The following is a 23,762-nucleotide window of genomic DNA, read 5'->3' on the forward strand; positions in this document are numbered from 1 at the left end:
CGCCCACGTCGTCGAAACCGCCCGAAACACGCTCGTCGTTGGCGCCACCTGACGACGGGGGAGCGTCGCGGTCTATCGCCGCGAGCCACACCGTCGATCAGCTTGCCGGGCGTCATCCGGACCCTACCCAGCGGTCGGCCCTCCAGCCGGTCGAAATTGCCGCTGTTCGAGGGCAGGATGGGAAACATGGCGGGAGAACTCTTGGAGATCGTCGGAGAGGACTTCTCCGACGCGGGCCTTCCTCGGCAAACCTGGAGCCGGCAGCACTACACCGAGTGCTCGTTCCGGGATGCCGACCTGCACGGGTTGCGAACCGAGTTCACGGTGTTCAGCGGGTGCGATTTCACGGGAGCCGACCTCGTTGATTCGCACCACTTCTCGAGCGCTTTCCGGTCCTGCATGTTCACCCGGACAGACTTGGGACACAGTCGGTTCCGGGGAACGAGTCTGCTCGGGTCGGTATTCGTCGACTGTCAGTTTCGGCCGCTGCTGATCGACGAGGCCGACCTCACTCTGGTGTCGATGGTGGGTGCCGACCTGCGGGGTGTGGACTTCATCGATTCGCGGCTCCGGGACGCCAACCTCGTCCAGGCAGACATGCGCGGCGCGAACCTACGGTCCGTAGATCTGTTCGGTGCACGCGTCGAGGGTCTGCGACTCGACGGGGCCGATCTGCGCGGCGCGCACGTAGATCCGGGGCTCTGGAAGGCCGCCAGCCTCGACGGCGCTCATGTCGAACAAACTCAGGCGGTGGCGTACGCAACCGCGCGAGGACTCGTCGTCGAACCAGCGGCGACCCTCAGCGCGCGGTAGCACGCGACCGTGCCGGCGTCGGACTGCGGTCACAACTACGCGAGGGCCGCGGACCCGGAGCCGGTGTCACTCGGCGACCATAGCCTGGAACAATGGTCGCCGTGACTGCGACGATCCTCGATGGCAAGGCAACCCGCGACGAGATTTTCAAGGACCTCGAGGCCCGGGTGTCGGCCTTGAAGGGGAAGGGCACCACACCTGGTCTGGGCACCATTCTCGTTGGCGACGACCCAGGGTCCGCGGCGTACGTACGTGGCAAGCACAGCGACTGCGCCAAGGTCGGGATCACCTCGATCCGCCGTGATCTGCCGGCTGACATCACTCAGGCCCAACTCGAGGCAACGATCGACGAGCTCAACTCCAACCCCGAGTGCACCGGCTACATCGTCCAGCTCCCGCTGCCCGGGCACCTCGACGAGAATGCCGCGCTCGAGCGCATCGACCCCGGCAAGGACGCAGATGGCCTGCACCCGGTGAATCTGGGCCGCCTCGTCCTCGGCAAGGAGGCGCCGCTGCCGTGCACCCCGCGTGGCATCGTTCACCTGTTGCGCCGATACGACGTCCCGATCGCGGGGGCGCACGTGGCCGTGATCGGACGGGGGGTCACCGTCGGTCGCCCGATCGGTCTGCTGCTGACCCGCCGCACCGAGAACGCCACGGTCACGTTGTGCCACACCGGAACTCGGGATCTCGCCGCGCAGGTGCGGCAGGCCGACATCGTCGTCGCCGCGGCTGGTGTCCCCGGACTGATCACGGCCGACATGGTCAAGCCCGGTGCCGCGGTCCTCGACGTGGGCGTCAGCCGTACCGAGGACGGACTGGCGGGTGACGTCGCGGACGACGTTCGTGAGGTAGCCGGATTCATCTCGCCGAACCCCGGTGGCGTCGGACCGTTGACCCGGGCGTTCCTGCTCACCAACGTCGTCGAGCGGGCCGAGCAGCTAGCCGGCCTGGACGGCACTCACAGCTAGGACAGCCAGTGACCCAACCCGTGATCCAGTTCGCGCGCCGAAACCTGCCGATGCTGGCCGTCCTCCTCGTGGTGGCGGCCGCCTTCGCGCTTGTGCTCGCCGACCGGTGGCGGCGCGGCGCCTTCGTCCTCGGTGGCGCAATGCTCCTCGCGGCGTTCCTGCGTGCGGTGTTGTCACCGGAGCGGGTGGGATTGCTCGCTGTGCGTGACAAGGGGTTCGATGTGGTCGCCATGACTGCCGTCGGCGCGGCGATCATGGCGCTGGCGGCATCGATCGACCCGCTCGGCACCGACTGAGGTGACCGGCGGGTCGAGGGACCCTCAGCCGCGGGACACTCGGTTCCGACGCGCTTCGCGTGCCAGTTCCGCGGTCTCTTTCAACAGCTCGGCCACGGCGTCGGCCTCGGTGAGGAACCCGTCGTGGCCGTCCTTCGACTCGAGGACACGCAGCCCATCACAGCCGGGCAGTCCGTCCGCGAGTTCCTGCAGCAGCCGCAGTGGGTACAGGCGGTCCGAGTCGACGCCACCGACGATCACTGGGACGTCGGTCGACCCGAGAGCGGCCGCGACACCACCGCGTCCCCGCCCCACATCATGCCGGTTGAGGGACTCGGTCAGCAGCACGTAGGTGCCCGGGTCGAATCGGGAGACAAGCTTGTCGGCTTGGTAGTCGAGGTAGCTTTGAACGGCGTAGCGTCCACCGGCCCAAGGGTTCTCGCCAGTCTGGTTGTCGTTGGCGAAACGCGAGTCCAGTTCGATTTCCGAGCGGTAGGACATGTGCGCAATCCGGCGGGCGAGCCCCAGCCCGGTGGTGGGGCGGCTCCCCGTGCCGTGGTAGTCGCCGTCCTGCCAGTCCGGATCGTTCTTGATGATCTGGATCTGCGTGGTTTGGGTGCCGATCTGGTCAGCGGTGGCGCGTGCGCTGACCGCCAGGACGAGGGCCGCGTCGACGCGGTGTGGATGCCCGATGATCCACTCCAGCGCCCGCATGCCGCCCATCGACCCACCGACCACGGCGGCGAAGCTCTCGATGCCCAGTATGTCCGCGAGTGCGACCTCGGCGGTCACCTGGTCGCGGATGGAGATCTCGGGGAAGCGGGAGCCCCAGAAGGCCCCGTCTGCGGCGAGCGACCCGGGACCGGTCGTCCCCCGGCAACCACCGAGCACATTCGTGGCGATGACACACCACTCGTTGGTGTCGATCGGTGCCCCGGGTCCGATCATGCCGTTCCACCAACCGGGGGAGGGGTGTTCGTCGTCGGCGGGGCCGACTACATGCGAATCCCCGGTCAGGGCATGTTGGATGAGGACCACGTTGTCCCGGGCGGGGGAGAGCTCACCCCAACGCTGGAGGGCGAGGGTGACATCGGGTAGTTCCACACCGCTCTCGAGCTGGATGGAGCCGATGTGGACGAAGCCCAGCTGCCCGTCCGCCGAGGGAAATCCGGCCGGCGGGGCGTTGGTGATCGAGCTGACCGTCAAGATGTCACCGCCGCTGCTGCGAACCCGGCTTCCAGGTCACCCAAGATGTCGTCGACGCCCTCGATGCCGACGGCGAGCCGCACCAGGCCCGGCGTGACACCGGCTGCGAGCTGCTCCTCGGGCGTCAGCTGCGAGTGCGTCGTCGATGCGGGGTGGATCACCAGCGAACGCACGTCACCGATGTTGGCTACGTGGCTGTGCAGCGTGAGCGCGTTGACGAACCGCTTACCGGCATCGACCCCGCCGGCGATCTCGAACGCCACGATCGCGCCGGCACCACGCGGTGCCAGCGTCTTCGCGCGCTCGTACCACGGCGAGGACTCCAGTCCGGCGTACGACACCGAGATCACGTCGCTGCGGGCCTCGAGGTACTCGGCGACGGCCGTCGCGTTTGCTACATGGCGCTCCATGCGCAGGCTCAGGGTCTCGATGCCCTGCGAGATGAGGAACGCGTTGAACGGGGAGACGGCGGAGCCGAGATCACGCAGCAGTTGAACGCGCGCCTTGAGCGCAAATGCGGGAGCACCCAAGTCGGAGTAGACGACACCGTGGTAGCTCGGGTCTGCCGTCGTGAAGTTCGTGTGCCGACCCTGCGTCCAGTCGAACGTGCCGCCGTCGACGATCACCCCTGCGACCGCGGTGCCGTGGCCCCCGAGGTACTTGGTGGCCGAATGTACGACGATGTCGGCGCCGTGCTCGAGCGGGCGGATCAGGTAAGGGGTCGCGACGGTGTTGTCGACGATCAGCGGGATGCCGTTCTCGTGCGCGACCTGTGCAATGCCCGGGATGTCGAGGACGTCGTTGTGCGGGTTGGAGATCGACTCGCCGTAGAACGCCTTGGTGTTCGGGCGGATCGCGGCGCGCCACTGCTCGATGTCGTCGGGATCCTCGACGAACGAGACCTCGATGCCCAGTTTGGGCAGCGAGTAGTGGAACAGGTTGTACGTGCCGCCATACAGGTGGGGGCTCGAAACGATGTGGTCGCCAGCCTCCGCAAGGTTGAGGATCGCGAACGTCTCGGCGGCCTGGCCGGAGGCGAGCAGCAGCGCGGCGACGCCACCCTCGAGAGCGGCGATCCGCTGCTCGACGGCGTCCTGCGTCGGATTCATGATTCGGGTGTAGATGTTGCCGGGTTCGGCGAGACCGAATAGTGCGGCGGCGTGATCAGTGCTGTCGAACGTGTACGACGTTGTCTGGTAGATCGGAAGCGCGCGCGCATTCGTGGTTCCATCGGGGAGCTGACCTGCGTGGACCTGCTTGGTCTCGAAACTCCAGTTCGCCGATGGATCCGTGATTTCAGTCATAAGTCGTCTACTCCAGGTTGGGGAGATGATGGTCGGCGTATGAGCTGGCGCAGTGTCGTGCGCGCCGGGGACCGGCTATGGGGGAGAGCAGCACATGCTAAACCTCCGTTGGGGCATGGCCCGGTCAGTGGGTCCGTCCCAGCGGACCCGCGCTTGTTCCTCGACTTTCGTCGGGAAACCTGGTCATCACCCGGGGCACCCCACCGCGGTTGGAGGGTTGCCGGCCAGCGAGCCGGGGCTTGGCGCTGGCGCTCTTGACCTCTCTGTGATGTTAGCGAAACGGCCGGGTAATGGGAAGCTGGGGTTGGCCTTTTCTACGTGGATTCGATGTGGGCGTGGCCCTCCGGACCCTCGTACCAACAGAGGTTACCGGTAAGTAGTGGTTCGACGCACGGATGATGTTTGCTTGCCGCCGCAATAGCAGTACGCTCGTCTTGTTTCGGTCGGCCCTGACGTGGGAGATTCGGACCGTATACGTTTGATAATTGAACCGTTGGCGGGCTTACTCACAAAGTGGTCCGCGCACCCCCAGCACCCAGGGAACGGAACCAAGGGAAACTCCTAGGAGGACGCGAAGCCCCCATGTCCAAGATCAAGGTCGAAGGCAAGGTCGTCGAACTCGACGGCGACGAGATGACCCGCATCATCTGGCAGTTCATCAAAGACAAGTTGATCCATCCGTACCTGGATGTCGATCTGGAGTACTACGACCTGGGCATCGAGCATCGCGATGCAACTGACGACCAGGTCACCGTCGACGCGGCGAACGCGATCAAGAAGCATGGCGTCGGCGTCAAGTGCGCGACCATCACCCCGGACGAGGCCCGCGTCGAGGAGTTCGGCCTCAAGAAGATGTGGCGTTCCCCGAACGGCACCATCCGCAACATCTTGGGTGGCACCATCTTCCGTGCCCCAATCCTGATCTCCAACGTCCCCCGTCTGGTCCCGGGTTGGACCAAGCCGGTGATCGTCGGACGTCACGCGTTCGGCGACCAGTACCGTGCAACCGACTTCAAGGTCCCCGGCGCCGGCAAGATCACCATCACTTTCACCCCTGAGGACGGCTCCGAGCCGATCCAGCATGAGGTGTGCAGCATTCCCGAGGACGGCGGCGTCGTCTTGGGCATGTACAACTACAAGAAGTCCATCCAGGACTTCGCACGCGCGTCGTTCGCGTACGGTCTGCAGCGCAACTACCCGGTCTACCTGTCGACCAAGAACACGATCCTGAAAGCCTACGACGGCATGTTCAAGGACGAGTTCCAGCGGATCTTCGACGAGGAGTTCAAAGCCGAATTCGACGCTGCCGGACTCACCTACGAGCACCGCCTCATCGACGACATGGTTGCGTCGTCGCTCAAGTGGGAGGGCGGCTACGTCTGGGCCTGCAAGAACTACGACGGAGACGTTCAGTCCGACACCGTCGCGCAGGGCTACGGCTCGCTGGGCCTGATGACCTCGGTCCTGATGACGCCGGACGGAAAGACCGTCGAGGCCGAAGCCGCGCACGGCACGGTCACGCGCCACTATCGTCAGCACCAGCAGGGCAAGCCCACCTCGACGAACCCGATCGCGTCCATCTTCGCGTGGACCAGGGGCCTCGAGCACCGCGGCAAGCTGGACAACACCCCTGAGCTGATCGAGTTCGCGAACCAACTCGAGGACGTCGTTATCCGGACCGTCGAGAACGGGCAGATGACCAAGGATCTCGCCCTGCTGATCGGTCCCGATCAGGGTTGGCAGACCACCGAGGAATTCCTCGCCACGCTGGACGAGAACCTCCAGAAGGCGCGCGCGTAACCCGCGCCAAGCAACGATGCGGGACGTTCCCCTCTCGGGAACGTCCCGTTTCCTTTTGCTCGATGCGGGGGTTTCTCGATACCAGGGTTTCAGGTCGTCCCCTTGACGGTGATGACGGCACGGCGGTGACCGTCCGCGGCGGTCGCCGTCGGGGTCGGTACGGTTCTGGTTGTGCCCCACATCATCACAACGGTCAATGTCAACGGTGTCCGCGCGGCGGCCCGCAAGGGTCTGCTCGAGTGGCTCACGGGTTCGCAGGCGGACGTCGTGTGCCTGCAGGAGACGCGCGCGACCGATGTGCAGCTGCGGGACACCCTCGCCGTAGCCCTCGACGCCGGCTGGCACGTGGCGTCGGCGGAGCCGTCGGCAAAGGGTCGCAACGGCGTGGCCGTGCTGTCGCGACGACCCGCCGATGCCGTGCGGATCGGGTTCGGTGACGACGAGTTCACCGACACCGGCCGCTACATCGAAGCCGACTTCGCTGCGGTGACCGTCGGCAGCCTGTACCTCCCGACCGGTGAGGCCGAGACTCCGAAGCAAGAGCAGAAGGAACGCTTCATGGCCTCGTTCGCGGCGCACCTGGCGCGCAGTGCGGAAGCGGCGCAGGCTGCCGGGCGTGACGTTCTCGTGTGCGGTGACTGGAACATCGCGCACACCGAGCGGGACATCAAGAACTGGAAGGGCAACCTCAAGAAGTCCGGATTTCTGCCCCGCGAGCGCTCCTGGGTCGACTCGCTGCTCTCGGAGGGCACATGGGTCGACGTCGTGCGCAAGCTGCACCCCGACGTCGACGGTCCCTACTCGTGGTGGTCGTACCGCGGAAAGGCGTTCGACACCGACGCCGGTTGGCGCATCGACTACCACCTCGCCACGCCCGGACTGGCGGTTCGGGCGAAGGATGCACGCGTGGAGAGGGCCGCGACGTACGCCGAACGCTGGTCGGACCACGCGCCCGTCACCGTGCAGTTCCGCTGACGGGCACACCGGCCTGAACCGAACGGCGCACCTGGCGCGCATCGCCGAGCCCGGCGCGTGAAAGTATCGAGGATTATGTCGAGTACTGCAAAGAACCCCACCCCCGCGCCGACGGCGAAGCCCCGAGTTCTGTCGGGTATTCAGCCCACCGCGGACTCTTTCCACCTCGGCAATTTCCTGGGTGCACTGCAGCAGTGGGTGCTTCTGCAGGACGAGTTCGACGCCTTCTACTTCATCCCCGACCTGCACGCGATCACGGTTCCGCAGGAGCCCAAACAGCTGCGGCAGCGCACCCTGCGGGCCGTCGCGCAGCTACTGGCCCTCGGCATCGACCCGGAGCGGTCGACGCTGTTCGTCCAGAGCCAGGTGCCCGAGCACGCCGAGTTGGCGTGGGTGCTGAACTGCATCACCGGGTTCGGTGAGGCCGGCCGCATGACCCAGTTCAAGGACAAGGCGACGCGGCAGGGCAGCGAGCATGCCAGCGTCGGGCTGTTCACCTACCCGGTGCTCATGGCGGCCGACATCCTGCTCTATCGCCCGCAGCGGGTGCCGGTGGGCGAGGATCAGCGCCAGCACCTCGAGCTCGCGCGTGATCTCGCGGCCCGGTTCAACAGCCGTTTCGGCAAGACGTTCGTGGTCCCCGAGGCACAGATCATCAAGGGCACCGCCAAGATCTACGACCTGCAGGACCCGACGTCGAAGATGAGTAAGTCCGGTCCCACCCCGGCCGGCCTGATCAACCTGCTCGACGATCCGAAGGTCTCGGCCAAGAAGATCAAGTCCGCCGTCACCGACAACGAGCGCGAGATCCGGTTCGACCCCGAGAACAAGCCCGGCGTCAGCAACCTGCTCACGATTCAGTCGGCGCTGTCCGGCAAGAGCGTTGACGAACTCGTCGCGGGCTACGAGGGCCGCGGATACGGCGACCTGAAGGCTGACACTGCGGAGGTGCTGGCCGAGTTCGTCACCCCGCTGCGAGCGAAGGTCGACGGCTACCTGTCCGACCGCGCCGAACTGGACCGCATACTCGCGGCCGGCACGGATCGCGCCCGTGAGGTCGCAGGCCGCACGCTCGGGCAGGTCTATGAGAAGGTGGGTTTCCTGACCAGGGGGTGATTCGCGCATGGCCGCTGCCGCACCGAGCTTCCTCGACAGACAGCGAGCGGCGCGGCCGTGGGTGGATCACCTCGTCCGGGCGGGCAGGCGCTACCAGCAGCAGCAGGGCAACCACTACGCCGCCGGAATCACTTTCTTCACGATCCTCGCGATCGTCCCGATCCTGATGGTGGCGTTCGCCGTCGCGGGTTTCGTGCTCGCGGGTCGACCCGAGGTGCTCACCGAGATCCAGGACCAGGTCAGCACGAGCATGCCGGGTGGCCTCGGCGACACCGTCAACGGCCTGATCGATTCCGCCATTGCCTCGCGTGCCGGCGTCGGGGTCGTGGGTTTCCTCGGCGCCACATATGCGGGGCTCGCTTGGATGGCCAACCTGCGCGACGCTCTGACCGCGATGTGGGAACACACGCGCAAGGAGCACGGCCTCGTCGTCACGAAGCTGCGGGACTTCGTCAAGCTGGTGGGTTTGGGTCTGGCGTTGATCGTGACGTTCGGGCTGTCGGCGCTGAGCAACGGCCCGGTGGCCCAGCGCGTCGTGGAATGGCTCGGCGTCGAGAATGCCCTCGCTGGCGGAATTCTGCTGCGGATCACCTCGGCGGTGGTCGCCCTGCTCGCGACGTGGGGCCTGTTGACCTGGGTGATCGCGCGACTGCCGCGTGAACCGGTCACGCTACGCAGCGCAATGCGGGCCGCCTTCGCCGCTGCGATCGTCTTCGAACTCTTTCGCCAGGTGGGTGCCATCTACCTGAACGCGGTCAGCCAGGGGCCTGCCGGCGTCGCATTCGGTCCGATCATCGGTCTGCTCGTGTTCAGCAACCTGGCCGCGCGACTGGTTCTGTTCGCGACCGCGTGGGCGGCGACCGCGCGCGAGAACGTCGAGCAGGCATTCGTGCCGCCGCCCGACTCGGCCGTCATCCAACCACGGATGCAGGTTCGTGAGGGGGTGTCGATAAAGGAGGCGGTGGTCCTCACCGGCGCGGGTGCGCTCGCGGCGATCGGCCTGGCCGGGTTGTGGCGCCGCCGGGCACGGTGACTTGTGGCGCCGTCGGGCACGGTGACTTGTGGCGCCGTCGGGCACGGTGACTTGTGGCGCCGTCGGGCGCAGTGATCAGTGACGGTGGTAGCGGCGGCGGCGGCGCAGTGTCCGGGCCCAACCGAACAGTCCGATGAGCACACCGAATCCCAGGAGACCGATCGCGACGCGTAGGGCTGCATCTTTGTTGGGCAAGTCCGAGCCCGACGCCAAATCCATGCCACCCGGACCGTGGGCAGGCGGTTTGGCTACTTCGACAACAGGCGTAACGGACTCGGTCGCGGGTTGCACGAGAGTGCCCAACGACACCGTCGGATCCAGCCCGAACCCGTAGTCGAGCAGTCGTGCTGCCTGCTCCCACGGGCTGACCGGCGAGGCGTCCGCCTCCAGGAGCGCCGCCACGAGCCGTCGTCCGTCCCGCTCGGCCGCGCCGACGTATGTGTGCCGGGCGTCGTCGGTGTACCCACTCTTGCCGCCGAGCGCTCCCGGGTAGTTCACGAGCAACCGGTTGTCGTTGTAGATCGGATACGGCTCGACGGGCCCGTCGCCGGGCGTCGCCGGATCGGCGGGGAAACCGGGGAAAAGCACCGTGTCCGTCGCGATCGACTGCGCAAAGATCGGGTTCTGCATCGCCGCCCGGAAGAAGAGTGCCAGGTCGTACGGCGACGTCGACATCCCCGGGCCGTCGAGACCGGAGACCGACGCCGTTCGGGTGTCCAGCGCGCCCAGGGACGTGGCCTTGGCGTTCATCTTCTTGATGGCCGCATCGTCGCCGCCGAGCTGTGCAGCGAGAGCGCGCGCTGCGTCGTTGCCCGAACGCATCAGCAGGCCCTGTATCAGCTGAAGATTGGAATACGTCCCGCCGGCGCCGAGACCGACGGAGCTGCCCTCCATAGCGGCATCGGCCGCGTCGGCGACGTAGGTCTTGTCCAGATCGAGCTCGTCGAAGACGACGAGTGACAGCAGAACCTTGATCGTGCTGGCGGGCCGGTAGCGGCCATGCGGATCCTTGGCCGCTAGCACTTGCCCGGTATCGAGATCGGACAGGATCCAGCCGGTGGCGGAAATGTCGGCCGGCAATGGAGGTGTCCCGGGAGCGGTTACGATCCCGCAGTTCCCGAGCTCCTCACCGCCCACGGGAGAGTCCGGCACCGGCAACGGCGTCGGAGCCGCCTGCCCCGGCTTCGGAACCTCGGAGAGGTCTATCGCCGGCGGCGGCGAGTCGCGGTAAGGGCACTCGTCGGTGTTCGTGGGGGGCTGTGCTGCCGCAGGGAGCGCGAGAGCGGCCCCGACGCCGAGAGCGAGTGCCGAGGCCGTGGCGGTCAGGAGGATTCGCCGCGCGGAATTCGGGAGTGCAGCCATCACGACAGTTCAGCGTATGGGAGGGGTTCCGGGGTGCTGTGGCGGCGCGCTGGCGCCGTCCCGCTTGTTCTTCCCGGGATACGGAGCCTTCTGAGTGATCCGCAGGGCCTTCTGATTGACCCACTCGGCCTTCTGATTGATCCACTGGCGGTTGCGCGGATCAATGGAAGAAAAGGCCACAACGATCGGCGACAGGATCGCGCCCATCGCAGCCCGGTTGTAGTCGCCGGCGGCAGCGTATGCGATCGCCGCAACCGCGACGAACGAGAGATAGGTGACGGCCAAGAAGACGGCTGGTTCCTGGCTCAGTTTCAGCGCACGCCAAACCGTGACCGCCGCCGCGAACGGAATGCACAGCAACAGTGCGAACCGGGTTCCTTGATTCGGTGCGTCCGCCACCAGCCGACCGACGGTCACAATGCACCAGACTCCCAGTACGGCGGTGACGCCGAGATTGAACTTCATGTTCTCCCAATGCAGTCGGGATCGGTGTGATGCTCTAAGTCGCGCCACTCGTCATGGGTCTGCGGGGCTGTGCTCGGGGGACCACCCGCTGAAGTGCACTATGCGCACCTGCGCTGCCCCCGAATGGCTGGAGCAGCGCAGGTGCGCAAGGCGAGGTGTTGTATCCGCTCAGGAATACATCATTAGCGGGCGAACAACAGGGCGCGCTTGACTTCCTGGATCGCCTTCGTCACCTGGATGCCGCGGGGGCACGCGTCGGTGCAGTTGAACGTCGTGCGGCAGCGCCACACGCCGTCCTTGTCGTTCAGGATGTCGAGACGCTCGGCCGCGCCCTCGTCTCGGCTGTCGAAAATGAAGCGGTGCGCATTCACGATCGCGGCCGGTCCGAAGTAGCTGCCGTCGCTCCAGTACACCGGGCACGACGTGGTGCAGCAGGCGCACAGGATGCACTTGGTGGTGTCGTCGAACCGGGCGCGATCCGCCTGCGACTGGATTCGCTCGCGGGTCGGCTCGTTGCCCGACGTGATGAGGAACGGCTTCACGGCGCGGAACGCGTCGAAGAAGGGCTCCATGTCGACCACCAGATCCTTCTCGACCGGCAGACCCTTGATGGGCTCGACGGTGATGGTGATCGGCTTGCCGTCCTTGGGCAGCATGTCGCGCATGAGGACCTTGCACGCCAGACGGTTGACGCCGTTGATGCGCATCGCGTCGGAACCGCACACGCCGTGGGCGCAGGAGCGGCGGAACGTCAGCGTGCCGTCCAGGTAGCCCTTCACGTACAGCAGCAAGTTCAGCAGGCGGTCGGTCGGCAGGGTGGGAACCTGGAAGCTCTCCCAGCGCTGCCCTTCGCCGCCCTCCGGGTTGAACCGGGCGATCTTGAGGGTGACCATGACGGCGCCCTCGGGAACGGGCGGCAGCGAGGGTGTGTCCTGGTCCATGACAGGTGCGGACATCAGTACTTACGCTCCATCGGCTCGTAGCGGGTCTGGACAACCGGCTTGTAGTCCAGACGGATCGGCGAGAGTAGGTCCGACCCCTCCTTGTACGCCATCGTGTGCTGCATGTACTCGGCGTCGTTGCGGTCCGGGTAGTCCTCGCGGGCGTGACCGCCGCGCGACTCCTTGCGGTTGAGCGCACCGACGACCGTGACTTCCGCCATCTCGAGCAGGAAGCCCAGCTCGACGGCCTCGAGCAGATCGCTGTTGTAGCGCTTGCCCTTGTCCTGGACCGTGATATCGCTGTAGCGCTCCTTGAGGGCGTGGATGTCGTCGAGTGCCTTCGTCAGCGTCTGCTCGGTCCGGAACACCGACGCGTGGTTGTCCATCGACTGCTGCAGCTCCGTGCGGATGTCCGCGACGCGCTCGTGGCCCTTCTCGGACACGATCTCCGAGAGCCAGTCCTCGACCAGCTTTGCCGGGTTCTCCGGAAGCGGCACGAAGTCGGAGTTCATCGCGTGTTCGGCGGCAGCGATGCCGGCGCGGCGGCCGAAGACGTTGATGTCGAGCAGCGAATTGGTGCCCAACCGGTTTGCACCGTGGACCGAGACGCACGCGCACTCGCCGGCGGCGTACAGGCCGGGGACGTGGTCTTCGTTGTTGCGGAGCACCTCGCCATTGATCTTGGTGGGAATGCCACCCATCACGTAGTGGCACGTCGGGTACACCGGCACTAGCTCGGTGACCGGATCGACGCCCAGGTAGGTGCGGGCGAACTCGGTGATGTCGGGGAGCTTCTCCTCGAGCACGTCCTCGCCGAGGTGCGTGACGTCGATGTAGACGTAGTCCTTGTTCGGGCCGGCGCCGCGCCCCTCGAGCACCTCGAGCACCATCGAGCGGGCGACGATGTCACGCGGGGCCAGGTCCTTGATGGTGGGGGCGTAGCGCTCCATGAAGCGCTCACCATCGGCGTTGCGGAGGATGCCGCCCTCACCACGGACGGCCTCGGAGATCAGGATGCCCAGCCCGGCCAGTCCCGTCGGATGGAACTGATGGAACTCCATGTCCTCGAGCGGCAGGCCCTTGCGGAAGACGACGCCCATGCCGTCGCCGGTGAGGGTGTGCGCGTTCGACGTGGTCTTGTACATGCGGCCCGAGCCACCGGTCGCGAACACGATGGACTTCGCGTGGAAGACGTGGATCTCGCCGGTCGCGAGCTCGTACGCGATGACACCGGTGGCGACGGGGCCCTCTGGGGTTTCGGTCATCGCGATGTCGAGCGCGTAGAACTCGTTGAAGAACTCGACATCGTGCTTGACGCAGTTCTGGTAGAGCGTCTGCAGGATCATGTGGCCGGTACGGTCGGCGGCGTAGCAGGCGCGGCGAACCGGGGCCTTGCCGTGATCGCGAGTGTGACCGCCGAAACGACGCTGGTCGATCTTGCCCTCGGGCGTGCGGTTGAACGGAAGCCCCATCTTCTCGAGGTCCAATACCGCGTCGATGGCCTCCTTGGCCATGATCTCGACAGCGTCCTGGTCGGCGAGATAGTCGCCGCCCTTGACGGTGTCGAAGGTGTGCCACTCCCAGTTGTCTTCCTCGACGTTGGCGAGGGCCGCGCACATCCCGCCCTGGGCGGCACCGGTGTGGCTGCGAGTGGGGTACAGCTTGGTCAGGACGGCGGTGCGGACGCGGGGACCGGCCTCGATGGCCGCACGCATGCCGGCGCCACCGGCGCCGACAATGACGACGTCATAACGATGTTCCTGCATGAAGTTTCTACTCCCCTAGCTCGCCGAGATGTTGGGGTCGAAGGTGAAGATGACGTAGGTGCCCAGACCCATGATCAGGATCATCGACACGACCAGGATCGTGTTGAGCCAGAACCGGGTGGAGTCCTTACGCGAGTAGTCCGCGATGACGGTGCGTAGGCCGTTGCCGCCGTGGAGCTGGGCGAGCCAGAGCATCGACAGGTCCCAGAACTGCCAGAAGGGGCTGGACCAGCGACCCGCGACGAACGCGAAGTTGATCCGCTGAACGCCTTCGTCGAGCATCAGCATGATGAACAGGTGGCCGAGGACCAGGACGATCAGCGCCAGGCCCGACAGGCGCATGAAGATCCATGCGTAGAGCTCGAAGTTGTTCTTGGCCGGCTGGCGCGGTGATCGGGGATTGTCCAGACTGGCCGGTCGGTCGAATGCCTTGCCGAGAGTCTTCGCTTCTGTCGTCATGTCAGTGCCCCGCAAACATGTTGTAGAAGATGCGACCGGCGGCCGGAATCATGACCACGAACCAGATCGCAAGGACGGCCCAGAGCATCACGCGCTGGTACTGCGGGCCCTTCGACCAGAAGTCGATCAGCATCACGCGCAGGCCGTTGAGTGCGTGGTACAGCACCATGGCCACAAGCGCGATCTCCATGAGTCCGACGACCGGGTTCTTGTAGGTCTCGATGACCCGGTCGTAGGTGTCCGGGTTGACGCGTACAAGTGCGGTGTCCAGGACGTGGACGAAGAGGAAGAAGAAGGTCGCGACGCCGGTGATCCGGTGTAGAACCCAGGACCACATGCCGGGATCGCCGCGGTAAAGCGACCGGGTGCGCTCCGTTGCGGGAGCGGCTTCAGCCGTGCTGCTCATCGAGTGCTGTGCCTCCAACGTCTTTGTGGGCGCGTCGAGCCTGCACAGCTCTTGGGATTTACCGTGGCTTGGGCTCGACGAGAACCTAAATCGACTCCTGTGAACTCTAAACCCATGCGAATCCGGGAACTAATTCCCTCCGCGGTTCGTACCGGAACGAAAGTGGTTGTTAGGTTTGCCTTCCCAAATTGTCGATGTGTTCTCCGTGGACCTCCTGCGGCAATCCAATGGCCGTGGTTGGATGGGGAATTATGACCCTGGTCGACTGGAAGCTGTTGCGCGACAATGCTCATCGGGCCATGAGCCGGGCTTATGCGCCCTATTCCAAGTACCCGGTGGGGGCGGCGGCGCTCGACATGGAAGGTCATCTCGTAACGGGATGCAATGTGGAAAATGTCTCATACGGACTGAGTCTGTGCGCCGAGTGTGTACTCGTCGGTAACTTGATTTCTCGTGGCGGCGGCCGGTTGATGGCGGTCACCTGCTGTGACGCGAGTGGCGCAATTTTGATGCCGTGTGGGCGCTGTCGACAAGTCCTCCTCGAACACGGGGGAGTCGAACTAATGGTCGACACCCGATCCGGGGTTCGGCCACTCGGGGACCTTCTGCCAGACGCCTTCGGGCCCACCGAGCAGGCGGGCCTTGTCGGCGAGGGCGAGGACAACGGCCATGCATGATGCGGTATCGATCATTTCGGCCAAGCGGGACGGCCGGGAGTTGACGGACGCGCAGATCGACTGGGTGATCGAGTCGTTCACGCGCGGTGTGGTCGCGGACGAGCAGATGTCGGCGCTGGCCATGGCGATCTACTTCCGCGGTATGACGCGACGGGAAGTCGCGCGCTGGACGGCGGCGATGGTCGCGTCCGGGCGGCGGCTCGACTTCTCACGCCTGCCGCGCCCCACCGTGGACAAGCACTCCACGGGTGGGGTGGGAGACAAGATCACGCTGCCACTGGCCCCACTCGTCGCCGCGTGCGGGGCAGCGGTTCCACAACTGTCGGGCCGGGGTCTGGGGCACACGGGCGGGACCCTCGACAAACTGGAGGCGATCCGGGGGTGGCGCGCCGACCTCGACGCGGCGAAGGTCGCGGAGATCCTGTCCGATCCGGCGGTCGGTGCCGTGGTGTGCGCCGCCGGCGCCGACCTGGCGCCCGCTGACAAGCGCCTGTATGCGCTGCGAGACGTCACCGGCACCGTCGAGTCGATACCGCTCATCGCCAGCTCCATCATGAGCAAGAAGATCGCCGAGGGAACGGGGGCGCTGGTCCTCGACGTCAAGGTCGGCTCGGGCGCGTTCATGAAGAAGCTCGACGATGCGCGCGAACTCGCGCAGACGATGGTCGGCCTCGGCGCGGACGAAGGGGTGCGCACCGTCGCCCTGCTGACCGCGATGGACGCGCCGCTCGGATACACGGCGGGCAACGCACTCGAGGTACGGGAGTCGCTCGAGGTCCTGGCGGGCGGTGGCCCGTCCGACGTCGTCGAACTCACGCTGGCGCTCGCGCGGGAAATGCTGTGGTCGGTCGGGATCGACGACGTCGATCCCGAGCAGAAGCTCCGCGACGGCTCCGCCATGGACCGGTGGCGGGCGATGATCGGCGCGCAAGGCGGCGACCCCGACGCCCCGCTTCCGCAGGCCCGGCACACCGAGGTCCTGCTCTCGGAGGCGGACGGCGTGGTGTGCGAATTGGACGCGATGGCTGTCGGGCTCGCCGCGTGGAAGCTAGGTGCAGGACGTGCCCGTCCGGGGGAGTCGGTACAGGCTGGAGCCGGTGTCGAGTTACACGCGAAGCCTGGTGACGGGGTGTCGGCTGGCACGCCGCTCGTCACCCTCCACACCGATACGCCCGAGCGTTTTGCCGCCGCGAAACGCGCGCTTACCAGCGCCTGGACCATCCAGCCGTATACGCCGATGGTAACGACCCCGCTCGTGATCGAGCGGATCGAGGACCCGTCAGGCTAACGTCGACCCATGACAGCGCCGTTGGACCTCGAGTACATCCGCCGGGCACCCAAGGTTCTGCTCCACGACCACCTCGACGGAGGTTTGCGTCCGGCTACCGTTGCCGAACTGGCCGCCGAGTGCGGCTACACCGGGCTGCCGGTCGAAGCCCCCGACGAACTGGCCCAGTGGTTCCGGGAGGCGGCCGACAGCGGGTCGCTAGAGCTGTATCTCGAGACGTTCGCGCACACCGTCGCGGTGATGCAGACTCCGGCTGGTCTGCGCCGCGTGGCCCGCGAGTGCGCGGAGGACCTCGCCCACGACGGCGTCGTGTACGCCGAGGTGCGCTTCGCCCCCGAGCAGCACCTCGAGGGAGGGCTCAGCCTCGACGAGGTGGTCGATCACGTCCTCGAGGGATTCCTGGAGGGCGAGGCGTCGGCCCGCGCAGCGGGGCGCGAGATCCGCGTCGGCTGCCTGCTCACCGCTATGCGGCACGCGGCGCGGTCCCGGGAGATCGCCGAACTCGCGGTCCGTTTTCGCTATCGCGGCGTCGTCGGATTCGACATCGCGGGAGCCGAGGCCGGGTACCCGCCGAGCCGGCACCTCGACGCGTTCGAGTACATGCGGAACTGCAATGCACACTTCACGATCCATGCCGGCGAGGCGTTCGGGCTGCCGTCGATCCACGAGGCCATCGCGTTCTGTGGCACGGATCGACTTGGGCACGGGGTTCGCATCACCGACGACATCGCCGTCGGGGCGGACGGTCACGTCACGATGGGGTTGCTCGCGAACTACGTGCGGGACAAGCGGATTCCTCTCGAACTGTGCCCGAGTTCGAACGTGCAGACCGGGGCGGTTGCGAGCCTCGACGACCACCCCTTCGGCCTGCTGGCCCGCCTGCGGTTCCGCGTCACCGTCAATACCGACAACCGTCTGATGAGCGACACCAGCATGAGTCGCGAGATGCTTGTTCTGGTCAACACCTTCGGTTTCGGGTGGAGTGACCTCGAACGCTTCACCATCAACGCGATGAAGTCGGCCTTCATCCCGTTCGATCAACGGCTCGCGGTGATCGACGACATCATCAAGCCTGGCTTCGCCGTGCTGATCGGCTGAACTCGAGCCGTCTGTCGGGCTCCAGTCCGCGCCCGCCTTCGAAGAGTAGGTTGCACGGTCAGCGGTCAGGATCGATCGCGCCGAGCGTCCGCGCGTTCGCCTCCTCGGCGGCGCCGAACCTTGCTGCGATCTTCTCGAACACCGCCTGCATCTGCTCGACGACGGCGATGTGGTCGCCGAGGGCTTGATCGAGCGCGTACTCGCCACCCGACGCCTTCTGCTCGAGTTTGCGGGCAAGGGCGATCCCGGAGGGCAGGTGGCCGAGGCCGTCGATTCTGGCGAGTCTTTTTGCGTCGTCTTGCAGGATTACGAGCTCGCGTCGCAGCTGCGCGCAGCGGGCGGCGCACTTCTCGGCGATGCCTGGCTCCAGGTAGAGCTCACCTGCACCCACCAGTTCGCCGAGTTCTTTCCACGAGGGATTTATCCACATGATCGGGTCTCTTCGTCAGCGGGGCAGGGACGGTTCGAGAAGCTTCGCGTTCTCGATCGCCTGCGGACAGGGGCTCTGCGACGGTGGTAGCCCCTTGGCGAAACTCGTCTGCAGCATCAGGGTGTCCGGGCCGGCGGCGAGCACGACGTCGCAGTGCTCGTTGCGGGTATCGGACGTCTCGCGAACCGTGAACGCCTCACGCCCGGCGAGATCGACCGGGGTGACGTCGACGAACCGTTCATTCGTGAGAATCTCCTCGAGCGGTCTTCCGGTGGCGTAGATCGTGACGAAGAAGGAGACGTCGGGATCGTTCCAGCCACACAGGCTCCAGCCCGGCTGTTTGACGCCCATGATGTCGCGACGCTCCGACGCGGGATCGACGCCGATCGTGTGCAGTACGTCGTCGGGAACGCTGCACGGATCGAACACCGGCTCCCCGGCCTTCGTCGTCCCGGCCTGCCCCTCGACAGTCGCCGAGCCGCAGCCGACCAACCCCAGCACGCCGATCGCGGCCACGATCACGCCGCCCCACCGTCCCATGAACCTCACGCTTCTCCTCGTTTCCGCAACAACTCGCTCATCGGATCAGACGCATCGGAGCAACGCGTGGTTCCATCGAACAACCCCGGCGGTAGGGCCGACCAAGGCGCGGACTACTGGCGTTGGCGGACTATTCGGGACGCAGGCGGGCCTCGAACTCCTGCTCGAGGGTCCGCCATGCCGCCGCTTCCGTCTGGAAGGGCGGGCTGGGAGTCATCCGGCCGGGTGTGGGATCGAGTAGGTAGGAGACGTACCAGCCAAGGGGGGTCGACGACGCCAGCGCGGCGTCGGTGGAGTCGTCCTTCGCGAAGTCCGCTGCGTCGGTGAACAATTCGACGGCCAACTCCAACTGGTCGGCGTCAACGGCATCGGGGCCCTCTGCGAGGTCGTCGGCCAGTCCCGGCAGTACGTAGACGTTCGCGTCGGTGACCTCGATCTCGAGTGTGCCGTCCACGGCGGCGTTCTGCACCTGCAGGTACGTGGTCACCCGCGCCAGGTCGTGCTCGTGGTTGTCGGCCAGGTAGCGGGCGAGTGCGCGCTCGGAGCCGAAGACCGAGATTTTGCCGCCACGGCCGAGGAAGACCGGGTGCTCGTCCTCGCCGAGATAGCAGCGCAGCGAGAAGTACGTGGTCTCCGACGTGATGATCTTGATCGGGTCGATCCCGACGCCGGACCAGAAGGTCTCTACTTCTTCCTCTTCCTCCTCCTGCTCCTCGTCGGTCTCGTACTCATCCTCGGCCTCGGCTTCGGCCTCGTCGTCGGCGTCGACGATGTTCTCCTCGGCCGTGAGGATTTCCGCGTCGGCGACCGAGAGCGCATCCGCGTCGACGTCCGGAGTGGTGACGATCGAATCGATCGCGTCGAGGACCGCGTCCCAGTCCTCGGCGACGGCGATGCCGATGCGGTCCCACAGAGCCTCGCCGTCGCGGCCCTCGAACTGACCGACGCCGCCGCGCAGGTAGTCGATCTCCGGATGGTTCGCGAAGAACTTGATCACCGGTTCGAGGTCGCAGACCTCCCCGATTGTGCGCACCGTCGTGAGCGTGCTCTCGAGTTCGGCAAGGGGGAGGGCCTCGGGGTCGCCGGCAACGAGTTCGGGAACCCCGATCAAGTCGAAGGTGAAGTTTTCCTCCGGCTCGAGTTCTGGAGCGGCGAGCTTGGAGACCACGGGCCAGGCCGGGTGATCGACCAGGTCGTTCTCGTCGTTCGTGCGGATGAACGCCGCGAGGGCGGCAACCGATTCGAACGCGTAGAGATCCTCCTCGTGGCCGAGGAAGGCCTGCCACTCGTCGTCACCCTCGCGCCAGCGAGGGGCCCACAAGGTGACGAGGTCGCCCTTGGTCAGACCGAGTTCGATCGGAACGATGTCTCCAGCCATGGCCGGAAGCCTAGCCACGTCGAGCCGAAAGACATAGCCGGACACCGGTCAACCTTTGCCGTAGGTATCGAACAACGTGCTCGTGACCCGGGCGCGCTCCGCGGCCGCGGCGGCCGCTGCCCGGTGCGCGGTCTGGGTAATCGTCTGGGCCAGGCGGCGGGCATCGAGGTCGTGGAGGGAATCGCTCAGCCATATCCCAGTCGGCCTGGCGTTGCCGTCGACCTCAACCCGTACCCGGCCGTCTTCGCTCACCGCTTCGGCCCGGATCGTGTCGAGTGATGTCAGAGCGTCGTCGAGCAGGTTCAACGCTGCCGTCGCGCGCTCCACCAGCGCATCCATCTCGCCGCCGCTCATACCGGACGCATCCAACTCGTCGGTGCTTCCTGCGAGTCGGCCGCGGCCTGCTCCGCGGCGATCTCGCCGCGGGTAGGCAGCCCGAGCCGGTCGAGCACATCGTGGGGCATGCCTTGACGCGCCAGTTCGTCGCGCTGGCGGGCGCCCGCCTCCCGGCCGGCCTCCCGGCAGAGGCGGAGGATCTCCTGCGCCAGGTGTTCGCCGCCGTATCGCAGCTCGCGTGGGTCGATGTGGATCTCCATCGGCAGCCCGGTCTCGGTGGCACGCACTGTGACAGTGCGGGCGCGGTTGGCGGCCGACGCCACAGTGGCGGGCGGCGGGGACGGTTCGCTCGTCATGTTTCTCCTGTCATTGCGTGGGGCGGTAGAAACCCTGGAACCGCAGAAAATACCTTTTGGTGTCGGACTCTCTACTAGAAGGCAGAGCACGTAGAAGGCAGAGCACGGGAGCGCCCGAGGATGTCGGTCCTGGCGCCCACTAGTCAGCGACCTCCTCGCCGCCCTAGAGAGGACGGTTGCCCGGGTCGGCCCGGGATCTCCAGTCCCTGTGTCGCCTCCAGTCCCGGTGTTACTGCAATTGCCAGAACACAAAATCTCCGAGGTTCGGCTCGTCTCGATTGATTGGCATTACCAGGTTTGACGCGCGCCGTGGGTGTTCGGTTCCATCGGTCAGGATGGGTTGTCCACAGTCGAGGGACGAGGTGATTTGCCCAGGCGGGGCGCGCCGCGGCGGTCACCGAAGAACTTCGATCCATACCGACGACTGCCGACGCCACCAATGGGATCATGGTAGGCGAATTCCTCGCCACCCAATACAGCGATTTCGAGTAGTCCTTATGCACCGAGGTTTACTACATTCTCGGCTTCGAGGGGTTGCATTCCTACTCGTGCTCGCGTTCTCGACCAGACGCTCCCTACGCTCGATTCCATGATCATTCGGAAGTGCTCCGATGCAATGCCTTTCGTTCCTGAGCATCAGTCAGTGTGTTCAGTTGGTCGATAGGAGCCCGGCCGTTCACACGCCCGTTGACCAATGGTGACGAGCGTCACAGTTATCTGCATTTCTCCAGCGCAACAACGCGTTTCGGAGACACAACGCCGCACAGGACGATCGCCTCCGATGAATCAGTCGGTGCGAGTTCACCCTTTCGAATGCAGAACTGTGATTAACTCTCTTCTGGCTTCGGGGGGCCAGCAATGCCTGTCGGGGGGATTCCGTCAACCAATATGACCGATGCCGCCAGGTGTTGTGATGCCCGCACGCGTTCGTGTGCGGTGAGTCGAATGAAAGAGGATCGATGAAGAAGACAGTTCGCACAGCAGCAGCGGCAATGCTCGCCGCACCTCTCATCGCCGCCGTGTTCGCGGCGCCCGCCAGCGCCGACGCACACGGTGAAGGCACGCCGAGTTCGTTCGAGATGTTCCTCAGCAACCTGGACATCCTTGGCTCCATCGATACAGCGAGCATGGATACTCTGAACGGCAGCATCGATGATTCCCTGGGCAGCGCCGATAACACCCTGGGCAGCGCCGATGACGCCCTGGGTAGCCTCGATGGCATCTTCGGCAGCAGCATGAACGCCAACTGAGTCGTGACTCAGTGACACACGAGAAGTTTGGACTCGTGTAGCTGACGGACACGGACGGCCCCGCCCAATAGGCGGGGCCGTCGCTGTTCAGCCACTTCCCGCCGCCACAGGGTCGATCGAGGGCGGCGCCGGCGTGACGTCAAGTCGGACCCACTCCGACAGAGCTGCCCGGACGATTCAGCGGCGAAGCCCCATACTCACCGGCCACCACCGTTCCGCAGCATCAGTAGGTGCGTTCTGTTGGTCGATAGAAACCGTGGAAACCCATGCTGCTATTGGTGGTTCGGATGGGGCTGATACCGATGGGGTCTCCGGCCTCGATCATCTGGCCGTTGCCGATAATCATCGCGACGTGGCCATCCCACACCGCGAGGTCACCCGGCATCAACCGTTCTTTGTCGACGGGCATGCCGACGGACTGCTGTTGCGCGAGTCGGGGCAGGTCCACTCCAGCCTCACCGTATGCCCACTGCGTCAGTCCGCTGCAGTCCAGGCCCCGCCCTGCGGCGGTGCCGCCCCACTGGTAGGCGACACCCTGCTGCGTCAGCGCGTTGCGGACGGCGTCGGCTGCCGCCGGATTGGGTGCGACGGCGGTGCTGCCGTCGGGAAGCAGGATCTCCATGCCGCCGCGGCCCACACCCTCGATGGGTCGACTCACGCCGTCGATTGTGCGGCCCTCTGTGGGCACCAGGTCCGCGGCGGTCAGTTCGATCATCCTCGCGGTGTGCACGGCCAGTTCACCGCGCGCCCGCTCGACGACGCCGAGGGCCCGTCCCAGATGGTCGAGCGCCACGGTGATCAACATCGCCTGCCCCGCCGGGGTGGCGACCAGCGGCAGCGCAGACGACGCGACCGACAGGAAGGAGTCCAGGATCGCCTGCAGTTCGGCGGCTCCGGCGCGGACCGTGTGCGATGCGTTGTCGATGACCGCGGCGATCTCCCGGCCCCGGTCGGACAGCTGCACCGATAGGGCCTGCGTGGCCTGCGCCCTGTCGATCGCGGCGTCGGCTGCGACGCCGGTCCACACGCCGCCGATGCCACTGATAGCTGTGCGGCCACAGGCGTGCACGGCATCCATGGCATCGGACGCTTCCCGGATCGCCTCGACGGGGGATCCGGTGGGAGGGGTGCCGGTGCCGAAGGCGCCGAGCAGATCGACGACCGGGCGGGCGAGCAGATCGATCACAAGGCCACCGAAACCGAGTTGAGCGAGGACGCTGTTCCGGAGTCGGTCGCGTCGTATGCCGCGGCGGTCGTGATCGCGGCCGCACTCATCGATGTCCAGGCAGAGGCGAGCCGATCGAGCCGTGCCGCGTGGGCGCTGCGCGCATCGGTGAAGGCGACGAGCAAGTCGCCGCCGATCGAACCGAACATCGGGCCCAGCGCTGCCGGCTTCGCTGCGACCGCAGTTGCAGCTGCTTCCACCCGTGCGGCCAGCTCGGTCGCGGCAACCCCGAATTCGGCGATCCCGGCCGCCGCCGCTGAGAACTCGCTCATCGCGTCCCCCATGAATATTT

Annotated in this window: 26 protein-coding genes and 1 riboswitch; of the genes, 11 read left to right on the forward strand and 15 right to left on the reverse strand. The window is 66.0% G+C overall.

Translation table 11 applies throughout. The features are described from left to right. Positions 1–177: 177 nt before the first annotated feature. From EGT50_RS00580 to EGT50_RS00590, 3 genes are all read left to right on the forward strand, one after another. Positions 178–813: a pentapeptide repeat-containing protein gene (locus tag EGT50_RS00580; protein ID WP_127950685.1), complete on the forward strand. Its 636-nt coding sequence runs from the start codon at positions 178–180 to the stop codon at positions 811–813. Between the two features lie 101 nt (positions 814–914). Then, positions 915–1,784: a bifunctional methylenetetrahydrofolate dehydrogenase/methenyltetrahydrofolate cyclohydrolase gene (locus EGT50_RS00585; RefSeq protein WP_206615724.1), complete on the forward strand. Its 870-nt coding sequence runs from the start codon at positions 915–917 to the stop codon at positions 1,782–1,784. Positions 1,785–1,834: 50 nt separating this feature from the next. Further along, the gene (locus EGT50_RS00590) at positions 1,835–2,080 is read left to right on the forward strand and encodes a DUF3017 domain-containing protein (RefSeq protein ID WP_164873340.1); all 246 of its coding nucleotides are present in this window, start codon (positions 1,835–1,837) and stop codon (positions 2,078–2,080) included. 24 nt (positions 2,081–2,104) lie between these two features. Here EGT50_RS00590 and metX read toward each other — a convergent pair whose 3' ends face one another. Both metX and EGT50_RS00600 read right to left on the reverse strand, forming a co-directional pair. Continuing rightward, positions 2,105–3,265 (reverse strand): homoserine O-acetyltransferase MetX, encoded by a 1,161-nt coding sequence (metX, locus tag EGT50_RS00595; RefSeq protein ID WP_164873316.1) that lies wholly within the window; start codon positions 3,263–3,265, stop codon positions 2,105–2,107. Beyond that, positions 3,262–4,569 (reverse strand): bifunctional o-acetylhomoserine/o-acetylserine sulfhydrylase, encoded by a 1,308-nt coding sequence (locus EGT50_RS00600; RefSeq protein WP_127950687.1) that lies wholly within the window; start codon positions 4,567–4,569, stop codon positions 3,262–3,264. The genes metX and EGT50_RS00600 overlap by 4 nt, the downstream gene beginning before the upstream one ends. Positions 4,570–4,713: 144 nt before the next feature. Beyond that, positions 4,714–4,829, reverse strand: a riboswitch (SAM riboswitch). A gap of 322 nt (positions 4,830–5,151) precedes the next feature. Between EGT50_RS00600 and EGT50_RS00605 the strand changes: the two genes are divergently transcribed. From EGT50_RS00605 to yhjD, 4 genes are all read left to right on the forward strand, one after another. Further along, a complete protein-coding gene (locus EGT50_RS00605; protein ID WP_127950688.1) occupies positions 5,152–6,369 on the forward strand; it encodes an NADP-dependent isocitrate dehydrogenase in 1,218 nt (405 codons plus the stop codon). 171 nt (positions 6,370–6,540) lie between these two features. Beyond that, positions 6,541–7,344, forward strand: coding sequence for an exodeoxyribonuclease III (locus EGT50_RS00610; protein WP_127950689.1), 804 nt, complete (start codon positions 6,541–6,543; stop codon positions 7,342–7,344). Between the two features lie 75 nt (positions 7,345–7,419). Beyond that, entirely contained in the window at positions 7,420–8,460 is a 1,041-nt protein-coding gene (gene trpS, locus EGT50_RS00615; RefSeq protein ID WP_127950690.1) for a tryptophan--tRNA ligase, read from the forward strand. Between the two features lie 7 nt (positions 8,461–8,467). Beyond that, positions 8,468–9,493, forward strand: a complete 1,026-nt coding sequence (yhjD, locus tag EGT50_RS00620; protein ID WP_127950691.1) for an inner membrane protein YhjD — start codon at positions 8,468–8,470, stop codon at positions 9,491–9,493. A gap of 75 nt (positions 9,494–9,568) precedes the next feature. On the opposite strand, the gene EGT50_RS00625 is transcribed toward yhjD, so the two are convergent. The 6 genes from EGT50_RS00625 to sdhC form a co-directional block, all read right to left on the reverse strand. Then, positions 9,569–10,855: a D-alanyl-D-alanine carboxypeptidase family protein gene (locus EGT50_RS00625; RefSeq protein ID WP_127951319.1), complete on the reverse strand. Its 1,287-nt coding sequence runs from the start codon at positions 10,853–10,855 to the stop codon at positions 9,569–9,571. A gap of 9 nt (positions 10,856–10,864) precedes the next feature. Continuing rightward, entirely contained in the window at positions 10,865–11,320 is a 456-nt protein-coding gene (locus tag EGT50_RS00630) for a hypothetical protein (protein ID WP_127950692.1), read from the reverse strand. Between the two features lie 182 nt (positions 11,321–11,502). Next, positions 11,503–12,276: a succinate dehydrogenase iron-sulfur subunit gene (locus EGT50_RS00635; RefSeq protein WP_127950693.1), complete on the reverse strand. Its 774-nt coding sequence runs from the start codon at positions 12,274–12,276 to the stop codon at positions 11,503–11,505. Then, positions 12,276–14,027 (reverse strand): succinate dehydrogenase flavoprotein subunit, encoded by a 1,752-nt coding sequence (gene sdhA, locus EGT50_RS00640; protein WP_127950694.1) that lies wholly within the window; start codon positions 14,025–14,027, stop codon positions 12,276–12,278. The genes EGT50_RS00635 and sdhA overlap by 1 nt, the downstream gene beginning before the upstream one ends. A 15-nt stretch (positions 14,028–14,042) precedes the next feature. Continuing rightward, the gene (locus EGT50_RS00645) at positions 14,043–14,486 is read right to left on the reverse strand and encodes a succinate dehydrogenase hydrophobic membrane anchor subunit (protein WP_127950695.1); all 444 of its coding nucleotides are present in this window, start codon (positions 14,484–14,486) and stop codon (positions 14,043–14,045) included. A gap of 1 nt (position 14,487) precedes the next feature. Further along, positions 14,488–14,892: a succinate dehydrogenase, cytochrome b556 subunit gene (gene sdhC / locus EGT50_RS00650; protein WP_127950696.1), complete on the reverse strand. Its 405-nt coding sequence runs from the start codon at positions 14,890–14,892 to the stop codon at positions 14,488–14,490. Between the two features lie 251 nt (positions 14,893–15,143). Between sdhC and EGT50_RS00655 the strand changes: the two genes are divergently transcribed. Genes EGT50_RS00655 through EGT50_RS00665 form a run of 3 tightly spaced genes read left to right on the forward strand, consistent with a single transcriptional unit; the run spans position 15,144 to position 17,955 of the window. Further along, a complete protein-coding gene (locus EGT50_RS00655) occupies positions 15,144–15,569 on the forward strand; it encodes a cytidine deaminase (RefSeq protein WP_127950697.1) in 426 nt (141 codons plus the stop codon). Continuing rightward, positions 15,562–16,857 carry a thymidine phosphorylase gene (locus EGT50_RS00660; RefSeq protein ID WP_127950698.1) on the forward strand — a complete coding sequence of 432 codons (1,296 nt, stop codon included), beginning with the start codon at positions 15,562–15,564 and terminating at the stop codon, positions 16,855–16,857. The genes EGT50_RS00655 and EGT50_RS00660 overlap by 8 nt, the downstream gene beginning before the upstream one ends. A gap of 9 nt (positions 16,858–16,866) precedes the next feature. Next, positions 16,867–17,955, forward strand: a complete 1,089-nt coding sequence (locus EGT50_RS00665) for an adenosine deaminase (RefSeq protein WP_127950699.1) — start codon at positions 16,867–16,869, stop codon at positions 17,953–17,955. Between the two features lie 58 nt (positions 17,956–18,013). On the opposite strand, the gene EGT50_RS00670 is transcribed toward EGT50_RS00665, so the two are convergent. From EGT50_RS00670 to EGT50_RS00690, 5 genes are all read right to left on the reverse strand, one after another. Then, positions 18,014–18,385 carry a hypothetical protein gene (locus EGT50_RS00670; RefSeq protein ID WP_127950700.1) on the reverse strand — a complete coding sequence of 124 codons (372 nt, stop codon included), beginning with the start codon at positions 18,383–18,385 and terminating at the stop codon, positions 18,014–18,016. A 15-nt stretch (positions 18,386–18,400) separates the two neighbouring features. Further along, complete coding sequence (locus EGT50_RS00675) at positions 18,401–18,925, reverse strand: DUF3558 domain-containing protein (protein WP_127951320.1); 525 nt, start codon at positions 18,923–18,925, stop codon at positions 18,401–18,403. Between the two features lie 130 nt (positions 18,926–19,055). Further along, on the reverse strand, positions 19,056–20,303 hold the full coding sequence (locus EGT50_RS00680) for a primosomal protein (RefSeq protein WP_127950701.1): 1,248 nt from the start codon (positions 20,301–20,303) through the stop codon (positions 19,056–19,058). 48 nt (positions 20,304–20,351) lie between these two features. Then, complete coding sequence (locus EGT50_RS00685) at positions 20,352–20,657, reverse strand: YbaB/EbfC family nucleoid-associated protein (RefSeq protein ID WP_127950702.1); 306 nt, start codon at positions 20,655–20,657, stop codon at positions 20,352–20,354. Beyond that, positions 20,654–20,995 carry a hypothetical protein gene (locus EGT50_RS00690; RefSeq protein ID WP_127950703.1) on the reverse strand — a complete coding sequence of 114 codons (342 nt, stop codon included), beginning with the start codon at positions 20,993–20,995 and terminating at the stop codon, positions 20,654–20,656. The genes EGT50_RS00685 and EGT50_RS00690 overlap by 4 nt, the downstream gene beginning before the upstream one ends. A 959-nt stretch (positions 20,996–21,954) precedes the next feature. Here EGT50_RS00690 and EGT50_RS00695 point away from each other — a divergent pair. Further along, positions 21,955–22,245 (forward strand): hypothetical protein, encoded by a 291-nt coding sequence (locus EGT50_RS00695; RefSeq protein ID WP_127950704.1) that lies wholly within the window; start codon positions 21,955–21,957, stop codon positions 22,243–22,245. Positions 22,246–22,468: 223 nt separating this feature from the next. Here the strand turns inward: EGT50_RS00695 and EGT50_RS00700 are convergent, their stop codons facing one another. Both EGT50_RS00700 and EGT50_RS00705 read right to left on the reverse strand, forming a co-directional pair. After that, entirely contained in the window at positions 22,469–23,431 is a 963-nt protein-coding gene (locus EGT50_RS00700) for a C40 family peptidase (RefSeq protein ID WP_127950705.1), read from the reverse strand. Continuing rightward, the gene (locus EGT50_RS00705; protein ID WP_127950706.1) at positions 23,428–23,742 is read right to left on the reverse strand and encodes a type VII secretion target; all 315 of its coding nucleotides are present in this window, start codon (positions 23,740–23,742) and stop codon (positions 23,428–23,430) included. Before EGT50_RS00705 ends, EGT50_RS00700 begins: the two co-directional genes overlap by 4 nt. Positions 23,743–23,762: the final 20 nt, after the last annotated feature.

The organism is Rhodococcus xishaensis, assembly GCF_004011825.1.
GTDB lineage: Bacteria > Actinomycetota > Actinomycetes > Mycobacteriales > Mycobacteriaceae > Prescottella > Prescottella xishaensis.